This window comes from Providencia sp. PROV182, assembly GCF_028480325.1.
In the GTDB taxonomy this organism is placed as follows: domain Bacteria; phylum Pseudomonadota; class Gammaproteobacteria; order Enterobacterales; family Enterobacteriaceae; genus Providencia; species Providencia hangzhouensis.
In genome coordinates this window covers 84836-103962 of the sequence record NZ_JAMPOL010000018.1, presented here as the reverse complement: position 1 = coordinate 103962, position 19127 = coordinate 84836, and the positions used below count along the sequence as shown (strand labels likewise).

Here is a 19127-nt window from a genome sequence, read left to right as displayed (position 1 = left end):
GAAAGAAACGGCTTCGCTATCAAGCATTAATGTCCTGTATCTTTTGTTTGTTGTTTTGCGCCAGCCGTTTCAATAGTATTTTTTCCGGGTTGTACAACGACAGGTGATGGCGCTGTAGTCAGGCGAGTTACGAGTAATTGGTCAATTTTGTAATTATCAATATCGACGACTTCAAATTTATAGCCCGCATATTTCACATAATCTGTCCGTTTCGGCATTCTTCTTAGCCGGTACATCATAAACCCTGCGATGGTTTCATAGTTGCTAAAGTCAGGGAAATCATCAATATCTAAAATGCGCATCACATCTTCAATTGGCGTTCCGCCTTCAACTAACCAAGAATTCTCATCACGTACTACGATTTGCTCTTCTTGCCCTGGACCAATTAAGTCCCCCATTAAAGTGATCATTACATCATTGATGGTAATGATACCCATGACTAATGCATATTCGTTGAGAATCACAGCAAAATCGACGGCGTTTGTTTTAAATGCCTCTAAGGTATCTGATAATGAGAGGGTGTCAGGGATCATGAGCGTATTTCTAATGTGAACACCATCTTTTAAACTTAAGCTCTGCCCATTGAGCACGCGATTAAGTAATTCTTTTGAATCAACATAACCAATAACATGGTCAATACCCCCTGCACATACTAGGAACTTAGAATGTGGCTGGGTTGAAATTTTATGTTTGATGCTTTCTTCTGACTCGTCTTTGTCAAAATAAATGATACTTTCACGCGGAGTCATCGCTGATGGTACAGTACGTGATTCCAGCTCAAACACGTTCTCAATTAATTCGTGTTCTTGTTTACGTAACACACCCGCTACAGCACCTGCTTCAACGACCGCAAAAATATCATCAGAAGTGATATCTTCATTACGTGATGTAGGTAATTTGAATAATTTAAAAAACAGGTTCGCAAGGCCATTAAAAAACCAGACGAATGGGCTCAGTACCACTAAACAGAAGCGCATCGGATTCACAATACGAATTGCAATGGCTTCAGGTTTTACCATACCAATGCGCTTAGGCGTTAAATCAGCCACTAAAATAAACAAGCTTGTCACAATGGTGAATGACAGGATTGATGAAACTTGTTGAGCCCAGCTTGGGGATAAAAATTGAATAAAGATATCGTACAAAGCTGGAGAAAAAGCAGATTCCCCCACAATACCGGCAAGGATAGCAACGGCATTTAAACCAATTTGAACGACGGTAAAAAACATTCCCGGCATTTCTTGTAATTTAAGCACGCGAGCCGCATTAATGTTGCCTTCGTCGGCCATAAGTTTAAGTTTAATGCGGCGGGAAGCTGCCAGAGAAATTTCTGACAAAGAAAAGAATGCGCTAATTGCACATAATAATAGAACAATTAATAAACTGTTGAGCATAAGTTATCCAGCCAATCAAAGGAAGAATCCATAAAATTCAAAAATCTCTGAAGGCATAGTCTCGTGTATTTAAATATATTGAGTATGCAAATATATGTTGCGCAATATGCGCAAATTGTTGATATGTTGCATTAGTATAGCACTGAGGTGATTTATCTGCCTAGATATTCATCATCATTCAAGCTGCTTTAAGTCATATTGAAAAGCAACTTGAATGGTTGGGAAGATGAACTCACTGTATTATGTTATTGATTTATTTGTTTAACGAAGGTGGTAAACAGATACCAATCCCTCCTAATCCGCAATATCCATTCGGGTTTTTGTATAAGTACTGCTGGTGGTAATCTTCGGCAAAATAGAAAGTGTCTAAGGGCGCTATTTCGGTCGTGATTGCACGAGAGTCATGCTGCGCTATCATTGCATTTTGGTAAGCTTGCAGTGTTTCCATCGCTTGCTGGTCTTGCTCATCTGACACAGTATAAATTGCGGAACGATATTGGCTTCCCATGTCATTTCCTTGGCGCATGCCTTGTGCAGGGTCATGGTTTTCCCAAAATAATGTCAATAGTTGAGAGTAACTGATAACTTGCGGATCAAAAACGACACGAACCGCTTCTGCGTGGCCAGTTCGCCCAGAGCAAACTTCCTCGTAGGTCGGGTTAGGGGTCACTCCACCACAATACCCAGCAGAAGTTGAATAAACCCCAGCTTGCTGCCAAAATAATCGTTCAACTCCCCAAAAACAACCCATGGCAAAATAAGCAATTTCCATATTCTTAGGAATAATCTCAATCGAATGATGGTTAAGCGCATGATATGGTGAGTAAGTCATAGCAGTTGCTCTGCCGGGCAGAGGTTGTGCAATACTTGCAGAGTGAAATTTATTAAAAGGCATAATGATTCCTATATGTATTGACCACACAAATAATCTAAAAATAGGGATAAAAACTTGTGTATATGGCGAATTTTACTCAAAATAAATTGATATGAAGTATTTAGTCAATCGAACAATCACCTTAGGAGTAGGCGTGTCGAAATACCCTCTAATTTGTTTTCTCTGCCTAACTGCGGCAGTGCCAGTGGTACACGCAGCTAATCTTCGTCTTAATATTGAAGGCCTTGAAGGACAACTTAATCAAAACGTTCGAGTACAACTGTCTAATATATCGCAAGATGAAGTTGTGCCAAATGGTCGTTTTCGAGCCCGTGTTGAGAAAGCAATTAAAGAAGGTTTAAAGCCTTTAGGTTACTACCAACCCACGGTTGAATTTAGCTATGAAGAAAAAACCCCGCCTGCTCGTTCCGTTTTAACCGCCAAGGTCACTCCTGGAGAACCTATTTTATTGAAGGGAGTGACTGTTGAATTGCAAGGTGGAGCAAAAACGGATCCCGACTATGAAAAGATGCTCAAACAATATACGCCAAAGCTTGATACAGTTCAAAATGATGGCGAATACGAAGAATTTAAAGGACGTTTTAGTAGTTTAGCTGTTCGCAAAGGTTATTTTGATGCGATGATGGAGAAAAGCCAACTGGGTATTTCTCTTGATCACCATGCGGCTTATTGGGATTTTGATTTTAACAGTGGTGAACGTTATCGGTTTGGTGCAATTTCTTATTCAGGTTCACAAATCCGAGAAGATTACCTGAATAACCTAGCCCCTTTTAAAAAAGGGGAATACTACACATCAGAGCAACTTGCTGAGTTTAACCGTCGGTTAGCTGAAACAGGTTGGTTCTCTTCTGCAATTGTGACACCGCGTATTGTGAGTGCGCGCAAAGCAAATTCTTATGAGTTACCGATGGAAGCGGTAATGACCCCTAGAGCGAAAAACTTTATTGAGCTTGGGGGAGGCTATGCCACCGATGTCGGCCCTCGCGTTAAAGCCACATGGAATAAGCCTTGGATTAACTCTCGTGGGCAGAGTTTAACGTCAAATATTAGTTTATCCCAACCAGAACAATTAATTGATGCGAGTTATAAAATTCCATTAAAAGCGAACCCGCTTGAGCAATATTATGCGGTTCAAGGGGGCTTTAAACGGACAGATTTGAATGATACACAAGCGAATACAACAACCTTGAATGTGTCTCGTAACTGGGATTATTCATCCGGTTGGCAATATGGCGTAAACATGCGTTGGATGCTGAGTAACTTTACCCAAGCTAATGTGACGAATACGACGATGTTGCTGTATCCCGGGGCCTATGTGAGCCGCATTCGCCAACGCGGCGGTGTGATGCCAACATGGGGAGATAGCCAACGTTATTCTATTGATTATTCGAATAAAATTTGGGGTTCAGATATCGACTTCGCTGTACTACAAGCCAAAAATGTATGGATCAGAACGCCATGGGAGGGGCATCGCTTTGTCGTTCGTGGAAATATCGGTTGGATTGAAACCAATGACTTCGACAAAGTTCCACCGGACTTGCGTTTCTTTGCGGGTGGTGATGGTAGCGTGCGTGGATATGGTTATCAAAAGATCTCGCCAGAAGATAGTAAAGGTAAGCTGACAGGGGCATCAAAATTGGCGGTAGGCTCTGTGGAATACCAATATAACTTTACAGGAAATTGGTGGGGAGCGACCTTTATTGATAGTGGTGAAGCCGTTGATAACTTTAAAGATAATGATTTTAAAACGGGTGCGGGAGTCGGTATCCGCTGGGTCTCACCGGTTGGTCCAATAAAATTAGACTTAGCAAAACCTATCGGTGATCCAGATAACAACAAAATACAGTTTTATATCGGCTTGGGGACTGAGTTATGAGGTGGTTGAAGTGGCTAAAATGGACCAGTCTTTCCATTTTATTAATTCTCGTTCTGGTTGTTGCCGCACTCAGTTGGGTGATTGGAACGCAATCAGGTCTTCACTTTGCATTAAATACAGCGACACGTTTTGTTCCTGAATTAACCATTGATAAAATTGACGGTGATATTAGTAACTTAACGCTAAGTGGCGTTAAATATCAAATGCCGGGAGTTGATGTTAATGCGGGGAAATTAAATTTAGCGGTACGTCTAGGTTGTTTAACAAGCCGTGAGCTATGTGTCGACAATTTAGGCACGGAAAATGTTACTGTTACTGTCGATACTACCCAATTTCCCCCTGCTGAAGAAACGCCACCATCTGAACCTTTGACTGAACTCAAGGCGCCTTTGACTATTCGTTTGAATCAATTGGCTTTGGTTTCAACGCACGTCAATGTGGATGGTATGGATATTGATTTAGCTAAATTTACCACAGGGGTCACGTGGGAAGGGAAAGCGATCACTATTATTCCAACTGATATCATTGATTTGGCGATTAATTTACCTGAAACCAAATCAGATGTCGTCGTTGAAGAGAAACAGCCAGAGCCAACGCCGATAAATGAACAAAAATCATTGGCAGATGAATTAAAAGCGCTATTTTCTAAACCGTTACTTGCTGAATTACCCGAAGTTATTTTACCTGTTGATTTGAATGTCGACGGTATTAATGCTTCGAATTTTCAATTAACGGGTGCGACTGATCTCAAAATTAACCAATTGCACCTGAGTCTTTCAAATGAAGGGCAACAAGTTCTCGTTAAACAGTTAAAAGTCGATGCACCGCAGGGGAATATTGCGTTATCTGGCACGGCGACCTTGCAAGATAAATGGCCAGTCTCATTGTCAGTCGTGGGGGAAAGCCGTTTAGACGATTTAGATGGGCAAAAGGTAGATCTCTCCTTAAAAGGCGGTTTGATTGATGAGCTAAAATTGGCATTGAATTTACATGGGCCAATTAATGCAAAACTAGATGCAGAAACGGATTTGTCACAAGCAGACCTGCCTATTTTGCTTACATTAGAAAGTGATAAGTTAACGTGGCCGTTAGTGGGGGATGCGCAATATCAACTCGATGGGACACGTCTGCGCCTAAATGGCCGGCCATCGGCTTATGATATGTCTGTACGCTCAGCGATCACTGGGCAGGATCTCCCTCCTTCTACCTTGTTATTAGATGCGAAAGGTAATGAAGAGCAAATTAATTTAACTCGCTTACGTTTAGCCGCTTTGCAAGGTAATGCGGATATTACTGGCGTTGCGGACTGGAGCAAGGCGATTAGTTGGAATGCAGTATTGACTCTTTCGGGTATTAATACGGCAAAACAGTACCCTGAATGGCCTGCTAAAGTGGATGGCAAAATTGCCACACGCGGAAGTTTATACGGTGGCAGCTGGCAGTTGGATATTCCTGAAATTATTTTAGACGGTAATGTTAAAAATAATCTTTTAAAAGCACGGGGTAAAGCCAAAGGTAACGCAGCAGGCCAATGGGATATTCCGGACTTTAATTTGGCATTAGGTAAAAACAATGTTGATGTAAAAGGTTCTCTTGCCGATAAATGGAATCTTGATGCCAAAATTAATGCCCCTGCACTCAATGGTTTGCTACCGGGCTTAGGTGGTGTGATTGCGGGTGATGTGAAATTACGTGGTAATTTACAAACACCAGAAGCCCTTGTTGACCTTACGGCACGCGGTGTGAAGTGGCAGGATGAGCTTGCTATCGAAAATGTTGTTATCAAAGGAAATGTGGCAACAGGCGAACAAATTAAAGGGGATTTATCCGTTGTTCTGCGTCAGCTAAAACAAGGCGATCTTGTCGTCAATAACCTGACTTTAGATGCGAAAGGCAGTGAAAAACAGCACACTTTAAAATTAAATATGAAGGGTGAGCCGGTTTCTGGGCAATTAGCATTAGCGGGGAGTTTTGACCGGCAGACTGAAGTGTGGAAAGGGAATTTAACCAATACCTTATTTGATACGGTGGTGGGTGAATGGCGCTTAAACCAAGCAATGTCACTCGATTATGCCAACCAAACACAAGAAGTGACCATTGGCAGACATTGTTGGGTTAACCCGAATGCCCGTTTGTGTGTACCAAAACCGATTAAAGCGGGTAAAAGTGGTAGCGCGGATATCGTGTTAGAACGTTTTGATCTCGCAATGCTTAAACCATTTATGCCACAAGATACTCGAGTCAGTGGCGTATTTACGGGTAAAGCCAATGCCATTTGGAAAGCGGATGGCAGCATGCCACAAGTGAAGCTGGACTTGCGAGGAAATGATGTCAAAGCGGTTCAGTTCGTGGATGGAACCCGTTTGCCTATTGCTTTTGATACCTTAACGTTAAGTGCTGGGTTGAAAAATGGTAAGGCTGACCTTAGTTGGTTATTTGGGTTGGCTAATAACGGACAGATGCGCGGTAACATCCAAGTGTCTGATATTGAGAAACGTCGCTTGTTGTCGGGTAATGTTGAAATTAATTCGGTGACATTAGATTTAATCAAGCCGTTACTGGGCCAGAAGGAAGTGGCGAATGGCCGTTTAAGTGGAAATCTACGCTTAGGCGGGTCAGCGAATAACCCGTTATTAAATGGTAATTTAGCGCTTTCGAGTTTAGAAGTGAGATCTGCAATGATCCCGTTTGATATCAAAAGTGGTCATTTAGGTGTTAATTTCAACGGCACGAGCTCAGTCATGAATGGTCAGATAAACACGCCAGAGGGCTATCTGAACATTGATGGTGACGCAGATTGGCGCAATATTGATGCATGGCGTGCAAAAATCATGGCGCGAGGTAATAACCTCCGTGTTTCTTTACCGCCGATGATCCAAATTGATGTTCAACCGGATATTGTATTTGATGCATCACCTTCAGTACTCACGTTAAATGGTACGGTCAATATTCCATGGGCTCGAATTACTGTTCAAGAGCTCCCTGAGTCGGCGGTAAGCGCATCTTCAGATGTGGTGATGTTAGATAGCAACTTACAGCCAATTGAACAAAAAGCGCCATCCATTCCTATTCAGACCAATTTGGATATTAAAATTGGTAACGATGTTCGATTGGATGCGTTTGGCTTAAAAGCGCGCCTGACGGGTTTATTGAAAGTGGTTCAAAATATCCATGGCTTGCACATCAATGGTCAGGTGGATATTCCAGCTGGTCGTTTCCGTGCTTATGGGCAAGATTTGATTGTACGTAAGGGGCAAATTCAGTTCTCAGGCCCTGCGGACCAACCATTCTTAAACTTAGAAGCTATACGTAACCCAGACAACACGGCAGATGGCGTGATTGCAGGGGTGAAGGTCACTGGGCTTGCAGATAAACCGAAAGTAGAAATATTCTCTGAACCGGCGAAAACACAACAAGAAGCGCTGTCTTACTTATTAAGAGGAGAGGGCTTAGACAGTGGGGATGCAAATGGTTCACAAATGACATCTATGTTAATAGGCTTAGGTGTAGCACAAAGTGGGCAACTCGTGGGCAAAATTGGTGAGACATTTGGGGTCTCTGATTTAGCCGTCGACACCCAAGGTGTGGGGGATGGTTCTCAAGTCGTTGTAAGTGGTAAGATCACTAATGATTTACAAGTGAAGTATGGAGTTGGTATCTTTGACTCATTGGCGACGTTAACTTTACGTTATCGATTGATGCCAAAACTGTATTTAGAAGCTGTGTCTGGTGTTAATCAGGCATTGGATCTCCTTTACCAATTTGAGTTTTAGATTATGCGTGTAATTGTTTATGGCAGCTTAAGACAAAAGCAAGGAAATCATCACTGGATGACTTATGCTCAGCTACTTGGTGAGCATAAGCTAGAAGGCTATGAACTGTATGATCTTGGATATTATCCAGCGGTTGTCAAAGGGGATGGGGCGATAGAGTGCGAAGTTTATCGAATCAACCCGTCCATTTTGACAGAGTTAGATGAGCTAAAGAAAAATTCTCAAGACTATGTGAGGGAGCTCATCCCAACGCCGTATGGTAACGCTTGGATTTATCTATATAAACATTCCGTTGATGGTCTACGCCAAATAAAAAGTGGCGACTGGTTGAAACGTGATGAAGAAAAGTAGCTATCCAATATTATATTGAATGCTATAGTTATACAGGACGCCAGCTATGATAGCTGGCGTTTTTTATAGATTAATTAACTGATTATAACCCATAAAAAAAGCCCTGGTATTAACCAGAGCTTTCATAATCTCCCTATAGGGGGATTATTTTTTTGCAGCGCGTTCGAAAGATTCGATGATCTCTGCTTTTGCAGATGCCGCGTCTTCCCAACCATCAACTTTAACCCACTTACCTTTTTCTAAATCTTTGTAATGTTCAAAGAAGTGAGTAATTTGAGCACGCAGTAATTCTGGCAGGTCGTTCACATCTTTAATGTGATCGTATTCTTTGCTTAATTTAGTGTGCGGAACAGCCACTAATTTTGCATCTTCACCAGACTCGTCAGTCATTTTCAGTACGCCAACAGGACGGCAACGGATGACTGAGCCTGGTTGCAATGGGTATGGAGTTGGAACTAATACATCAACTGGGTCACCATCTAAAGACAGGGTGTTGTTGATGTAACCATAGTTGCATGGATAGAACATCGCTGTTGACATGAAACGGTCTACAAACAGCGCACCAGACTCTTTATCAACTTCATATTTGATAGGATCTGCGTTCGCTGGGATTTCGATGATAACATAGATATCTTCTGGCAGATCTTTACCTGCCGGTACATTGTTCAGGCCCATTTAAATGTATCCTTTGTGTGAATAATGAATTTACTCATTTTAATTTGTCACTGGCATCGCATTTATTGCCGCCTTTAGGCAAATTAAATAATAGAGTAGATAGCGTGAGGGACATTATAGCCGTAAAAGGGGACAAAACTCACTAGTTGGTGAAAAAAAGGGACAAAAAAGGCGGGAAGCCCCGCCTTATAATTAATGAATTAGATTATTCCGTGTCAGGGAATTCACGCATAAATGATTCTGCTTTTTCTACCATCGACTCAGTTCCGACAAAGAACGGCGCACGTTGGTGTAATTCGCTAGGTATGATATCTAAAATGCGGTTTGCTCCATCACTGGCTTTACCACCGGCTTGTTCTGCTAAAAATGCAATTGGGTTACATTCGTACAGAAGACGCAGTTTTCCATTTGGATGGCTTGCCGTACTTGGGTAAATATAAATTCCCCCTTTGAGCAAGTTACGATGGAAGTCTGCAACCAAAGAACCGATATAACGCGTGGTATACGGGCGATTTGTTGCTTTATCTTCTTCTTGGCAATATTTAATGTACTTTTTAACACCCATCGGGAACTTAATATAGTTACCTTCATTGATGGAGTACATTTTTCCTTCTGATGGGAACATCACTTTTTCATGAGACAAGCAGAACACGCCCAATGATGGGTCGTAAGTAAACGCATGTACACCAACACCAGTGGTGTAAACCAACATCGTTGATGAACCGTAAACCACGTAGCCCGCAGCCACTTGGCGGTTACCAGGTTGCAGGAAATCCGCTTCTGTAACCGGTTGGCCAATTGGCGTGATACGATGGTAGATTGAGAAAATTGTTCCAACGGAAACGTTTACATCGATGTTTGAAGAACCATCAAGTGGGTCCATTAAAACAACATATTTTGCGTTTTCTGCGCGGTCTCCTTCGAAAATGACAATTTCATCTTCTTCTTCAGAGGCGATACCGGCGACTTCTCCGCGTGCTTTTAAAGCCGCTTTCAGTTTTTCGTTTGCATACAGGTCAAGCTTCATCTGAACTTCACCTTGAATATTCGAAACACCGTTAGTGCCAAGAATATCGACAAGTCCAGCTTTATTAATATCACGATGGATAATTTTAGCGCCCAGTTTGATAGCTGATAATAAAGAAGTCAGCTCACCTGTTGCATGAGGAAAATCTTGTTGCTTTTCGACGATGAATTCGCCTAATGTTTTCATGACGAAGGTCCTGAATAAAATTGACAGAGGTTTTGCGGGGCATTTACCCTCGCGCGGGAAGAGTTTAACTAAATAAAAAAAAGATTAATAGGTTAATGCATTTATAAACCTGTTTTTGATGGGTAGAATAGTGACCAACCTCATGCTAATTGGATGAAAAAGAATGCACATACATATTTTAGGTATATGCGGTACCTTTATGGGAAGCTTAGCAATATTGGCTCGTTCTTTAGGACATAAAGTGACGGGTTCGGATGCCAATGTGTATCCACCGATGAGCACATTGCTTGAAAATCAAGGGATTGAGCTTATTCAGGGGTATGATCCGGCTCAGCTTGACCCAATACCGGATATGGTGGTGATTGGTAATGCAATGACGCGTGGAAACCCTTGTGTTGAAGCCGTATTAGAAAGAGGTTTGCCGTATACTTCTGGCCCACAGTGGCTCCATGACTATGTGTTACCGGAACGTTGGGTACTGGCTGTGGCGGGGACCCATGGAAAAACGACCACCGCGGGGATGCTTGCGTGGATCTTAGAAGACTGCGGTTACAAGCCAGGTTTTCTAATCGGCGGTGTCCCAGGTAACTTTGATGTCTCCGCTAAGATTGGTGAAAGCCCGTTTTTTGTCATCGAAGCTGATGAATATGACTGTGCATTCTTCGATAAACGTTCTAAATTTGTTCATTACAGCCCGAAAACCTTGGTATTGAACAACCTTGAATTCGACCATGCGGATATCTTTGAAAACCTCGAAGCGATTCAAAAACAGTTCCATCATCTTGTACGTATTGTGCCCGCCAGTGGCAAAATTTTCACACCGGACAACGACAATCATTTAAAACAAGTGATTGGAATGGGCTGCTGGAGTGAACAAGAGCTGGTGGGCGGGGAGCATGGCGGATGGCAAGCTGAGAAGCTCAGCCACGATGGCAGCCATTTTGCGGTGTATTACCAACAAGAAAAAGTTGGAGAAGTCACTTGGTCACAAGTGGGTAACCACAATATCCAAAATGCATTGATGGCGATTGCAGCGGCTCACCATGTGGGCGTTCCAGTAAAAGAAGCTTGTCTCGCCTTAGATAGTTTTATCAATGCACGTCGTCGTCTTGAGCTACGAGGCGTTGAAAATGGTGTCAGTGTTTACGATGACTTCGCACATCATCCAACTGCTATTTTGGCGACGTTAGAAGCACTTCGCAGCAAAGTTGGGGGAACTTCACGTATTCTTGCGGTGCTCGAACCTCGCTCGAATACGATGAAAATGGGTATCAATAAAAATGATATTGCGCCTGCGCTTGGCCGTGCAGATGAAGTGTTTCTTTTCCAACCCGCCAATATCCCTTGGATGGTGACAGACATCGCTGAAAAATGCGTCCAACCCGCGCGTTGGAGTGCAGATATTGAGGCATTTACCAATATGATTATTGAAACCGCACAACCGGGCGATCATATTTTGGTGATGAGCAACGGTGGCTTTAGTGGCATTCATGGCAAATTGCTCGCAGGTTTGAAAGCGAAAGCAGAAACAGAGCGAGATGATTAAATTCTCTTAGCTAGCTATTTGATAACCCCAGTGATTCTTATGATTACTGGGGTTTTTTTATGTTTGGCATACCCAATGGGCACTGTTCTGTGACGAGACTTAATGTTATTGGACTATTCATTTCTTTTTTTAAACTTCCCATATAACAATCTACTGAATCAGTAAAAAGGTGGAATAAACAACCAACAGCAATGGCTTTAAGTTTCCATGATGGCATGAATAATAATACGACATAGACAACCGCAGCCCAAAAGGAATGGAGTGGGTGGAAACCAATGCCACAGCGCTCTGGGTCGAAAATCGGATCAGCTAGCAGATGATCTAAGTCGATAGCCATCGTGGCAATCATAATCAGGGCCGCTAGTTTCCAATTTTTTCGCCAAAATAGGTAACCAAAGGCAATTGGCATTAGGAAGTGAAAGCCGTAGTGTATGAAGTTACGGAAAATATCAAATAGCAAAATGATGTCTCAAAATAGAATAGAAACAGACAAAAACAATAAGAGGGAAATCAATTTCCCTCTTAAGCTAATGTATATCAATAGATTAAAGCTCTTGTTCAAATAACGCTAGAATCGCTTCATACAGTTCTTTTGTGGTGAAATTATTTGCCGGTGTTGAGAAGATAGTATCATCACCAGCAATACTACCTAAAATTCCTTCTGCTTTGCCTAATGAATCTAACAAACGTGCAATAAGCTGTGCAGCTCCAGGGCTAGTTCTGATCACGACAACAGAAGGGTTATAGTCTATATCCAAAACCAAGTTTTTGAGTGGACTGGTAGCGGTAGGGACACCAGGCTCTGTAGGCAGGCAATATACCATTTCCATTTTTGCATTACGGGTGCGAACTGCACCAAATTTGGTAAGCATTCTGGAAATTTTTGATTGGTTAATATTTTCGAAGCCTTCTTCTTGCAAAGCTGTGACGATCTCAGCTTGCGAGCTAAATTTTTCTTCTTTAAGTAGGGCTTTAAAAGCCTTAACCAAGTCTTCTTGTTTAGACGGAGTGCGCATAATTAACCCATTCTTTTGCATTGAACCAAGTTGTATTATCCGTAAAAGTGCATTTTTATGCAACAAAATTGCGTTATGATGATTTTATAACCAGTGAATAACTTAAAGTTAGATAAGCTTGTTTCGAGCTGATAGTCAGAAGTATTTATTTATCGTAAATTGTGGGAATGAAAAATTAGCATAATAGAACAATGAATTTTTCAGATGTCTGCTGTAAATTTATTGTTAATAAAAATATTTTTGATTGAATAATATACACTAAAAACAACTTATTGTGCGAAATGCAATACCCTGAAAAACTATTTGTTAAAAAAGTGCCCGTTATCTCATTAACAGATAAGGAATTTGTTTAGAATACTGGCAATTAATAAACAAGTTCTCTTGCGTTAAACTCTCTCTCTATCTGTTAACAAATTGTTTTTTATACGTAATGTGTTAAGTGTATAACAAATAAAGTGATATCTTTTTAAAGTACAAATTAAGGAGTTTCAGAATGAAAGTTGCAGTCCTAGGTGCAGCAGGTGGTATCGGTCAGGCTCTCGCCCTTCTTCTCAAAAACCAGCTCCCAGCAGGTTCAGAACTCTCCCTCTACGACATCGCACCAGTTACTCCAGGTGTTGCTGCTGACCTAAGCCATATCCCAACTGATGTTAAAGTGACAGGCTTTGCCGGCGAAGATGCAAAACCTGCATTGAAAGGTGCTGACATTGTTCTTATTTCTGCGGGTGTTGCACGTAAACCAGGTATGGATCGTTCTGACTTATTTAACATCAATGCGGGTATTGTCCGTAATCTGATCCAACAAATTGCTGAAACCTGCCCTAAGGCATTGATTGGTATTATCACTAACCCAGTGAATACTACCGTTGCTATCGCTGCGGAAGTCCTGAAAAAAGCAGGAGTATACGATAAAAACCGTTTATTCGGTGTGACGACGTTAGATATCATTCGTTCTAATACGTTTGTTGCTGAGCTGAAAGGCAAAAATGTTAATGACCTTGAAGTGCCTGTGATTGGCGGCCACTCAGGTGTGACTATTCTGCCATTGTTATCTCAAATTGAAGGTGTTAGCTTCACTGATGAGGAAGTTGCCGCGTTAACCAAACGTATTCAAAACGCAGGCACAGAAGTCGTTGAAGCGAAAGCCGGTGGCGGGTCTGCAACTTTATCTATGGGCCAAGCAGCTGCACGTTTAGGTTTATCTTTAATTCGTGGTCTCCAAGGCGAAAGCAATGTGGTTGAATGTGTTTACACCGAAGGTGATGGTGAACACGCTCGCTTCTTCGCACAACCAGTTGTTTTAGGCAAAAACGGTATCGAAAAGCACTTACCAATCGGTAAATTAAGCGCATTTGAAGAGAAAGCGCTGAAAGACATGCTAGATGTATTAAAAGCAGATATCGAATTAGGTGAAAAATTCATTAATGGCTAATGCCAATTAATTTTTCCTAATAGTGAATGTGAAGGGTTGAGTTTCGTTTAGAACTCAACCTTTTTTATTGGGTAAGTCATCATGAAGCATGCTGTCGCATCCAATGGTCCCAATGCGGATCTGATGGTATTTTCTCTACTAAAAAATCAATAAATGTCCTGATTTTAGGTGAGTGTGTATGGGCTGGGTGGTATAAAGCATATAGGGCAAATGGGGTGGATTTAGGGTCATAATCCAATAAGACAGGGAGCAACTCTCCGTTTTCAATATAATTGCCTAGCATATAAGTAGGTAAACAAACGATACCTTGATGGCAGCGTGCTGCCTCTAATAACCCTAAACTACTATTTACCTCAATCATATTATTAATTTCTAGAGGATATGCGCTACCGTCTTTATCCGTCATGCGCCAGGTGTCAGGAATATTTGGATTAATTAAACAATTGTGTGATGCAATATCGGCAGGGGATTGAGGAATACCATATCGTTCGAAATAAGTACGGCTTCCACAGTATACCCAATTAATATTACAAATTTTCCGTAATGCAAAGTTTTCAGGTGGGTGGCTGGTAATTCGTAATGCAATATCGAAATCAACTTCATTTAAATTAATAAGTTCGTCATTAAGGTCAACAGACAAACTCACTTTAGGATTGGTTTCTCGGTATTCACTGTATATTTGCATTAAATGACAAACTCCAAATGCAATAGAACAGGTAATTTTTAATTGCCCTTGAGCATGTTGATAGAAGCTGGCGGTATTGACCAGTGAGTCATCGAGATCGGCCAATAAGTTTTGCGATCGTTGCAATAAATAGCGCCCTGCGTCCGTTAAAATAAAATTTCGCGTTGTGCGCTTTAGGAGTACAACCCCCAACTGATCTTCGAGTTGTTGAAGGCCTCGACTAACTGATGATGGCGTTACATTCAGCTTCTTTGCAGCCAGGCTGAAGCTATTACACTCGACGATTTTGATGAATAACTCTAAATGCCGAAAAATCGCGTAGCTGTCAATTTTTGCTTTAAACGCAAAAGTGTTTTTATTTATTAGCATTGTCATGCCCTATTAAACCCGTTTATTCCAGCATACTATAATTGTGAATTTATCGCAGTTTACTCATGCCATACCAGTTTTAAAAAGAAATGTAGCTTCTATACAATATTGTTGTTCCTAACTTTTTTAATAATTAAATCTATAACGTTGAGGAATAGACTATGTCTAATAGTATTCAGGCAAGTGCAGATAATCCGATTAATACAAAAAAGATCCCCTTTACAAAATATGATGTTGGTTGGGTTATTTTATGCATTGGTATGGCAATTGGTTCAGGGATTGTTTTTATGCCTGTGCAAATTGGTATCAAAGGTATTTGGGTCTTTATTGCTGCAACAATACTTTCTTATCCAGCAATTTATTGGTTACAAAATTTATATCTCAGAACATTATCTGAATCTGAAGAATGTAATGACTACGCCAGTGTTATTACACAATATTTAGGTAAAAACTGGGGGATAGCATTAGGGATTGCCTATTTTTTGATGTTATTGCATGGAATGTTCTCTTACTCGCTGGCGGTCACCTTTGATAGTGCTTCTTACATTAAAACGTTTGGATTAACGGAAGGGCTATTATCTGATTCTGTTTGGTATGGGTTGATTATTATTTCAGTATTAGTCGCAATTGCTGCACAAGGGGAGCGGTTACTGTTTAAAGTCTCTGGTCCAATGGTTATTGTAAAATTCGGTATTATCGTACTGCTTGGTATAGTGATGGTTCCATATTGGAATTTTGCCAATATCACAGCATTTCCTGATTTTCTCCCATTTATGAGAGATGTTTTTTTAACACTACCATTTACCTTATTTTCTATATTGTTTGTGCAAATATTGAGCCCCATGAACATTGCGTATCGTAAAATAGAAAGTAATAAGCGTATCGCGACATACCGAGCAATACGCGCCAACCGTGTTGCGTATATTATTCTCGCCGTTGCAGTCTTGTTTTTTGCTTTTTCTTTTACTTTCTCAATTAGCCATGAGCAAGCCGTATCGGCCTTTGAACAAAATATTTCAGCATTAGCGATTGCTGCTCAAGTGATACCTGGGGCAATAGTGAAAGTGATGACCGCATTACTCAATATTTTTGCAATCTTGACGGCATTCTTAGGAATTTATTTAGGCTTCCAAGAAGCAATCAAAGGCATTGTTGTCAATCTATTGAGTCGATTTATTCCTGAAGAACGCATTAACCAAACAGTGCTACATTATGGGGTATGCTTAGGCGTTATCATTGCACTGTGGTTTTGGGTTTCAACACGGTTTTCTATTCTGTTTTTCATGCAACTTGGCGGCCCATTATTTGGTATCGTTTCTTGCTTAATTCCTTGCTATCTGGTTTACAAAGTTCCGGCATTACACAAATTTAAAGGCCCAACAGTGTGGTTCATCATTTTCTTTGGTGTGCTGTTATGCCTATCTCCATTCTTTAAATTTTTCGAATAAATAATGATGTTGTTGAGAGGATCTCATGAAGAAAAAAGCGGTATCTGAATTTCATGTTGATACACAAGTCACCCAGCTAGGGAGAGACCCTGCTAAGCAAGCTGGTTTTGTAAATGCTCCCGTTTATCGTGGTTCGACGGTCGTATTTCCAACTGTTGATGCCTTAATCAATGATAGGGCGGAATTTAATTATGGTACAGCGGGCACGCCAACAATTAAGCAATTGGAGCAAGCTTGGTCCGCTCTTGCTGGAGCCGAAGGGACGGTGCTTTCACCATCTGGTTTAGGCGCGATTGTGTTGGCATTGCTGACAACATTGAAAACAGGTGATCATTTATTAATGCCTGATAGTGTTTATCGGCCAACACGTAAGTTTTGTCATGGTCTGTTGGATAAAATGGGGATCATCACAACCTATTATGACCCGATGATTGGTGCTGACATTGAAAAACTGGTAACGCCAAATACCAGCACAATTTTTTTAGAATCTCCAGGTTCTCAAAGTTTTGAAATTCAAGATGTGCCTGCAATTGTTGAGGTTGCAAAACGCCATGATATTGCGACGATTATTGATAATACATGGGCGACACCTTTATTTTTTAAAGCTCATGAACTGGGTTGTGATATCTCGCTGGAAGCAGGCACCAAATATTTAGGCGGCCATTCTGATTTGCTAATGGGAATTATCTCGGCGAATCAAGCGTGGTGGCCGAAACTACGTGAAACTTATGATTACATGGCCATGTTGCCGGGAGCAGAGGACTGTTTTCTTGCATTGCGGGGTTTGCGAACCTTACCTATTCGCTTAAAAGAAGCTCAAGAAAGAGCTTTAAATATTGCACACTGGCTGCAAGAACGAACCGAAGTGATTCGTATTTTACATCCTGCATTTGCTGATTGCCCAGGCCATGAAATTTGGAAGCGGGATTTTACTGGTTCATCGGGGCTGTTTTCCATTGTACTTGACCCTAAATATACCCAAACAGATATTGCAAAAATGCTGGATGGTTTATCAATTTTTGGTATGGGGTATTCATGGGGCGGTTTTGAAAGCTTAATTATTCCATTTAATTGTGCTGAATATCGAACTGTGACTAATTGGAACCCTGGTGGACCGACATTACGGCTGCAGATTGGCTTAGAAAATTTAGATGACTTAAAACAAGATCTCGCTGACGGTTTTTCTCGGATGAAATAAACAAGACCGTTCTTTATTGGAGAGCCATCTAAGGATAATGCCGTGAATAAATTGATTTATTATTCACGGCGTTATAATTATATCAATTCAATTTTTAATCTTCTGCTGGTGTTTTTACTCTGACTTTTCTTTCTAATAAATCCCCTGTAATTGGGTCATAATAACGACTTGGCCAAATTTCAGCGGGGTGGATCGCTAAGAAATTGGCAATAATCCATTCCCCTTTAGGCCAAGGGCGTGATAGTGCATTTGCTAACGTTGAAGAGCTTAGTCCTGCCTCGCGCGAAATTGCGGCAAGAGTTGTCCCACGCTTACGTAAAGCTGCAATGATATCTGCAGGGTGCCAGTCCGACTTCCGTAAAATCATTTTTTAGTCCTTTTTTCACTTAGAATCATGTAGAGTTAGTGGTACGAGTAACCGAAAATTATGATACATTCAGTACATCCGTTTAGTTATTGGAAATAAAATAACAGAAATTTCCCAAAATAATTTCTGATTTTTTCTTAAAAATTCATTTTATGAAACTACCGTGGTTTTTATGAAATTAAATAGAAAGTCAGAATGAATAACTGTGAATTAGGATAAAACTTTGATGTTAAAACTAACTCTTTCTAGTTAGGGATAGAAATGGCATATTTAATGCTACTTTTTACTCGTACTCGTAATATATCTAGATTAGTTAATAAAATTAGTTAAATTATTAGAGAGTAAATTATTTAATTATCTGTTATTAAAAGAAATTAGAATGCTAATAACAAATATAATTTGTATATTATTATTTATAGGCATAAATAAAACGAATGAGTTAATGAGGTTTTGAGAAAATATAGATAGTTTTCAACAACTGAAAATTAAATTGTCATCATGACTAGGAGGGTCAGCATGTACAAGGAATGGCTAACGGCAAAAGAGCTGCTTGGGTTACAAGGGCTTCCCATGACAACTCAAGGTATTAATGCAATGGCAAGGCGTGAAAACTGGGTAAGCCGTAAAAGGCGAGGTATTCAAGGCAAAGCGTTGGAGTACCATATTAGTTCTTTACCTATCGATATTTTTGAGGGGCAGTTTGCTAACGAAACTTCATCTCCTTATCAAGTAAAACGAAATGATAATGCCTTTATTTGGCAGGAAGCTTATAACCAGCTTTCTAATGATGAACGAGACACTATCCTGACATTTATTATGCGTGAAGGCACATTAGCACTAATTGATTTAATTAATAATAAATAATTTACAATTACTTAAGGTGTAAATA

16 protein-coding genes are annotated in these 19127 nt (G+C 40.7%); 8 read left to right on the top strand and 8 right to left on the bottom strand.

What is annotated here, in order from left to right:
* Window positions 1-26: 26 nt before the first annotated feature.
* Both PR834_RS15170 and msrA read right to left on the bottom strand, forming a co-directional pair.
* Complete coding sequence (locus tag PR834_RS15170) at window positions 27-1394, bottom strand: hemolysin family protein (RefSeq protein ID WP_004905961.1); 1368 nt, start codon at window positions 1392-1394, stop codon at window positions 27-29.
* 253 nt (window positions 1395-1647) lie between these two features.
* A complete protein-coding gene (gene msrA, locus PR834_RS15165) occupies window positions 1648-2289 on the bottom strand; it encodes a peptide-methionine (S)-S-oxide reductase MsrA (RefSeq protein ID WP_110591051.1) in 642 nt (213 codons plus the stop codon).
* A gap of 133 nt (window positions 2290-2422) precedes the next feature.
* Between msrA and tamA the strand changes: the two genes are divergently transcribed.
* From tamA to PR834_RS15150, 3 genes are read left to right on the top strand one after another with little or no spacing between them, the layout of a single operon-like run.
* A complete protein-coding gene (gene tamA, locus PR834_RS15160; RefSeq protein ID WP_094961660.1) occupies window positions 2423-4165 on the top strand; it encodes an autotransporter assembly complex protein TamA in 1743 nt (580 codons plus the stop codon).
* Complete coding sequence (tamB, locus tag PR834_RS15155) at window positions 4162-7938, top strand: autotransporter assembly complex protein TamB (RefSeq protein ID WP_272536758.1); 3777 nt, start codon at window positions 4162-4164, stop codon at window positions 7936-7938. The genes tamA and tamB overlap by 4 nt, the downstream gene beginning before the upstream one ends.
* 3 nt (window positions 7939-7941) lie before the next feature.
* Entirely contained in the window at window positions 7942-8289 is a 348-nt protein-coding gene (locus PR834_RS15150) for a gamma-glutamylcyclotransferase family protein (RefSeq protein ID WP_004905952.1), read from the top strand.
* 144 nt (window positions 8290-8433) lie between these two features.
* Here PR834_RS15150 and ppa read toward each other — a convergent pair whose 3' ends face one another.
* Entirely contained in the window at window positions 8434-8964 is a 531-nt protein-coding gene (ppa, locus tag PR834_RS15145) for an inorganic diphosphatase (protein WP_004905951.1), read from the bottom strand.
* A gap of 205 nt (window positions 8965-9169) precedes the next feature.
* Window positions 9170-10177 (bottom strand): class 1 fructose-bisphosphatase, encoded by a 1008-nt coding sequence (gene fbp, locus PR834_RS15140; RefSeq protein WP_004905947.1) that lies wholly within the window; start codon window positions 10175-10177, stop codon window positions 9170-9172.
* 163 nt (window positions 10178-10340) lie between these two features.
* On the opposite strand from fbp, the gene mpl reads away from it, so the two are divergent.
* Entirely contained in the window at window positions 10341-11723 is a 1383-nt protein-coding gene (mpl, locus tag PR834_RS15135; protein ID WP_036958785.1) for a UDP-N-acetylmuramate:L-alanyl-gamma-D-glutamyl-meso-diaminopimelate ligase, read from the top strand.
* 43 nt (window positions 11724-11766) lie between these two features.
* Here mpl and PR834_RS15130 read toward each other — a convergent pair whose 3' ends face one another.
* Window positions 11767-12183 carry a DUF6122 family protein gene (locus PR834_RS15130; RefSeq protein ID WP_036958784.1) on the bottom strand — a complete coding sequence of 139 codons (417 nt, stop codon included), beginning with the start codon at window positions 12181-12183 and terminating at the stop codon, window positions 11767-11769.
* Between the two features lie 85 nt (window positions 12184-12268).
* On the bottom strand, window positions 12269-12739 hold the full coding sequence (gene argR / locus PR834_RS15125) for a transcriptional regulator ArgR (protein WP_004907450.1): 471 nt from the start codon (window positions 12737-12739) through the stop codon (window positions 12269-12271).
* Window positions 12740-13232: 493 nt separating this feature from the next.
* Between argR and mdh the strand changes: the two genes are divergently transcribed.
* Window positions 13233-14171, top strand: coding sequence for a malate dehydrogenase (gene mdh / locus PR834_RS15120; RefSeq protein ID WP_004905937.1), 939 nt, complete (start codon window positions 13233-13235; stop codon window positions 14169-14171).
* Window positions 14172-14250: 79 nt separating this feature from the next.
* On the opposite strand, the gene PR834_RS15115 is transcribed toward mdh, so the two are convergent.
* Window positions 14251-15225 carry a LysR family transcriptional regulator gene (locus PR834_RS15115; protein WP_004905935.1) on the bottom strand — a complete coding sequence of 325 codons (975 nt, stop codon included), beginning with the start codon at window positions 15223-15225 and terminating at the stop codon, window positions 14251-14253.
* 260 nt (window positions 15226-15485) lie between these two features.
* Here PR834_RS15115 and PR834_RS15110 point away from each other — a divergent pair, with 260 nt between their 5' ends.
* Together PR834_RS15110 and metC are read left to right on the top strand one after the other, a co-directional pair.
* Window positions 15486-16673 carry an amino acid permease gene (locus PR834_RS15110; RefSeq protein WP_232062811.1) on the top strand — a complete coding sequence of 396 codons (1188 nt, stop codon included), beginning with the start codon at window positions 15486-15488 and terminating at the stop codon, window positions 16671-16673.
* 25 nt (window positions 16674-16698) lie between these two features.
* Window positions 16699-17871, top strand: coding sequence for a cystathionine beta-lyase (gene metC, locus PR834_RS15105; protein ID WP_004905932.1), 1173 nt, complete (start codon window positions 16699-16701; stop codon window positions 17869-17871).
* A gap of 94 nt (window positions 17872-17965) precedes the next feature.
* Here metC and PR834_RS15100 read toward each other — a convergent pair whose 3' ends face one another.
* A complete protein-coding gene (locus PR834_RS15100; protein ID WP_004905930.1) occupies window positions 17966-18238 on the bottom strand; it encodes a helix-turn-helix domain-containing protein in 273 nt (90 codons plus the stop codon).
* Window positions 18239-18754: 516 nt separating this feature from the next.
* On the opposite strand from PR834_RS15100, the gene PR834_RS15095 reads away from it, so the two are divergent.
* Entirely contained in the window at window positions 18755-19102 is a 348-nt protein-coding gene (locus PR834_RS15095; RefSeq protein WP_004905929.1) for a DNA-binding protein, read from the top strand.
* Window positions 19103-19127 lie beyond the last annotated feature (25 nt).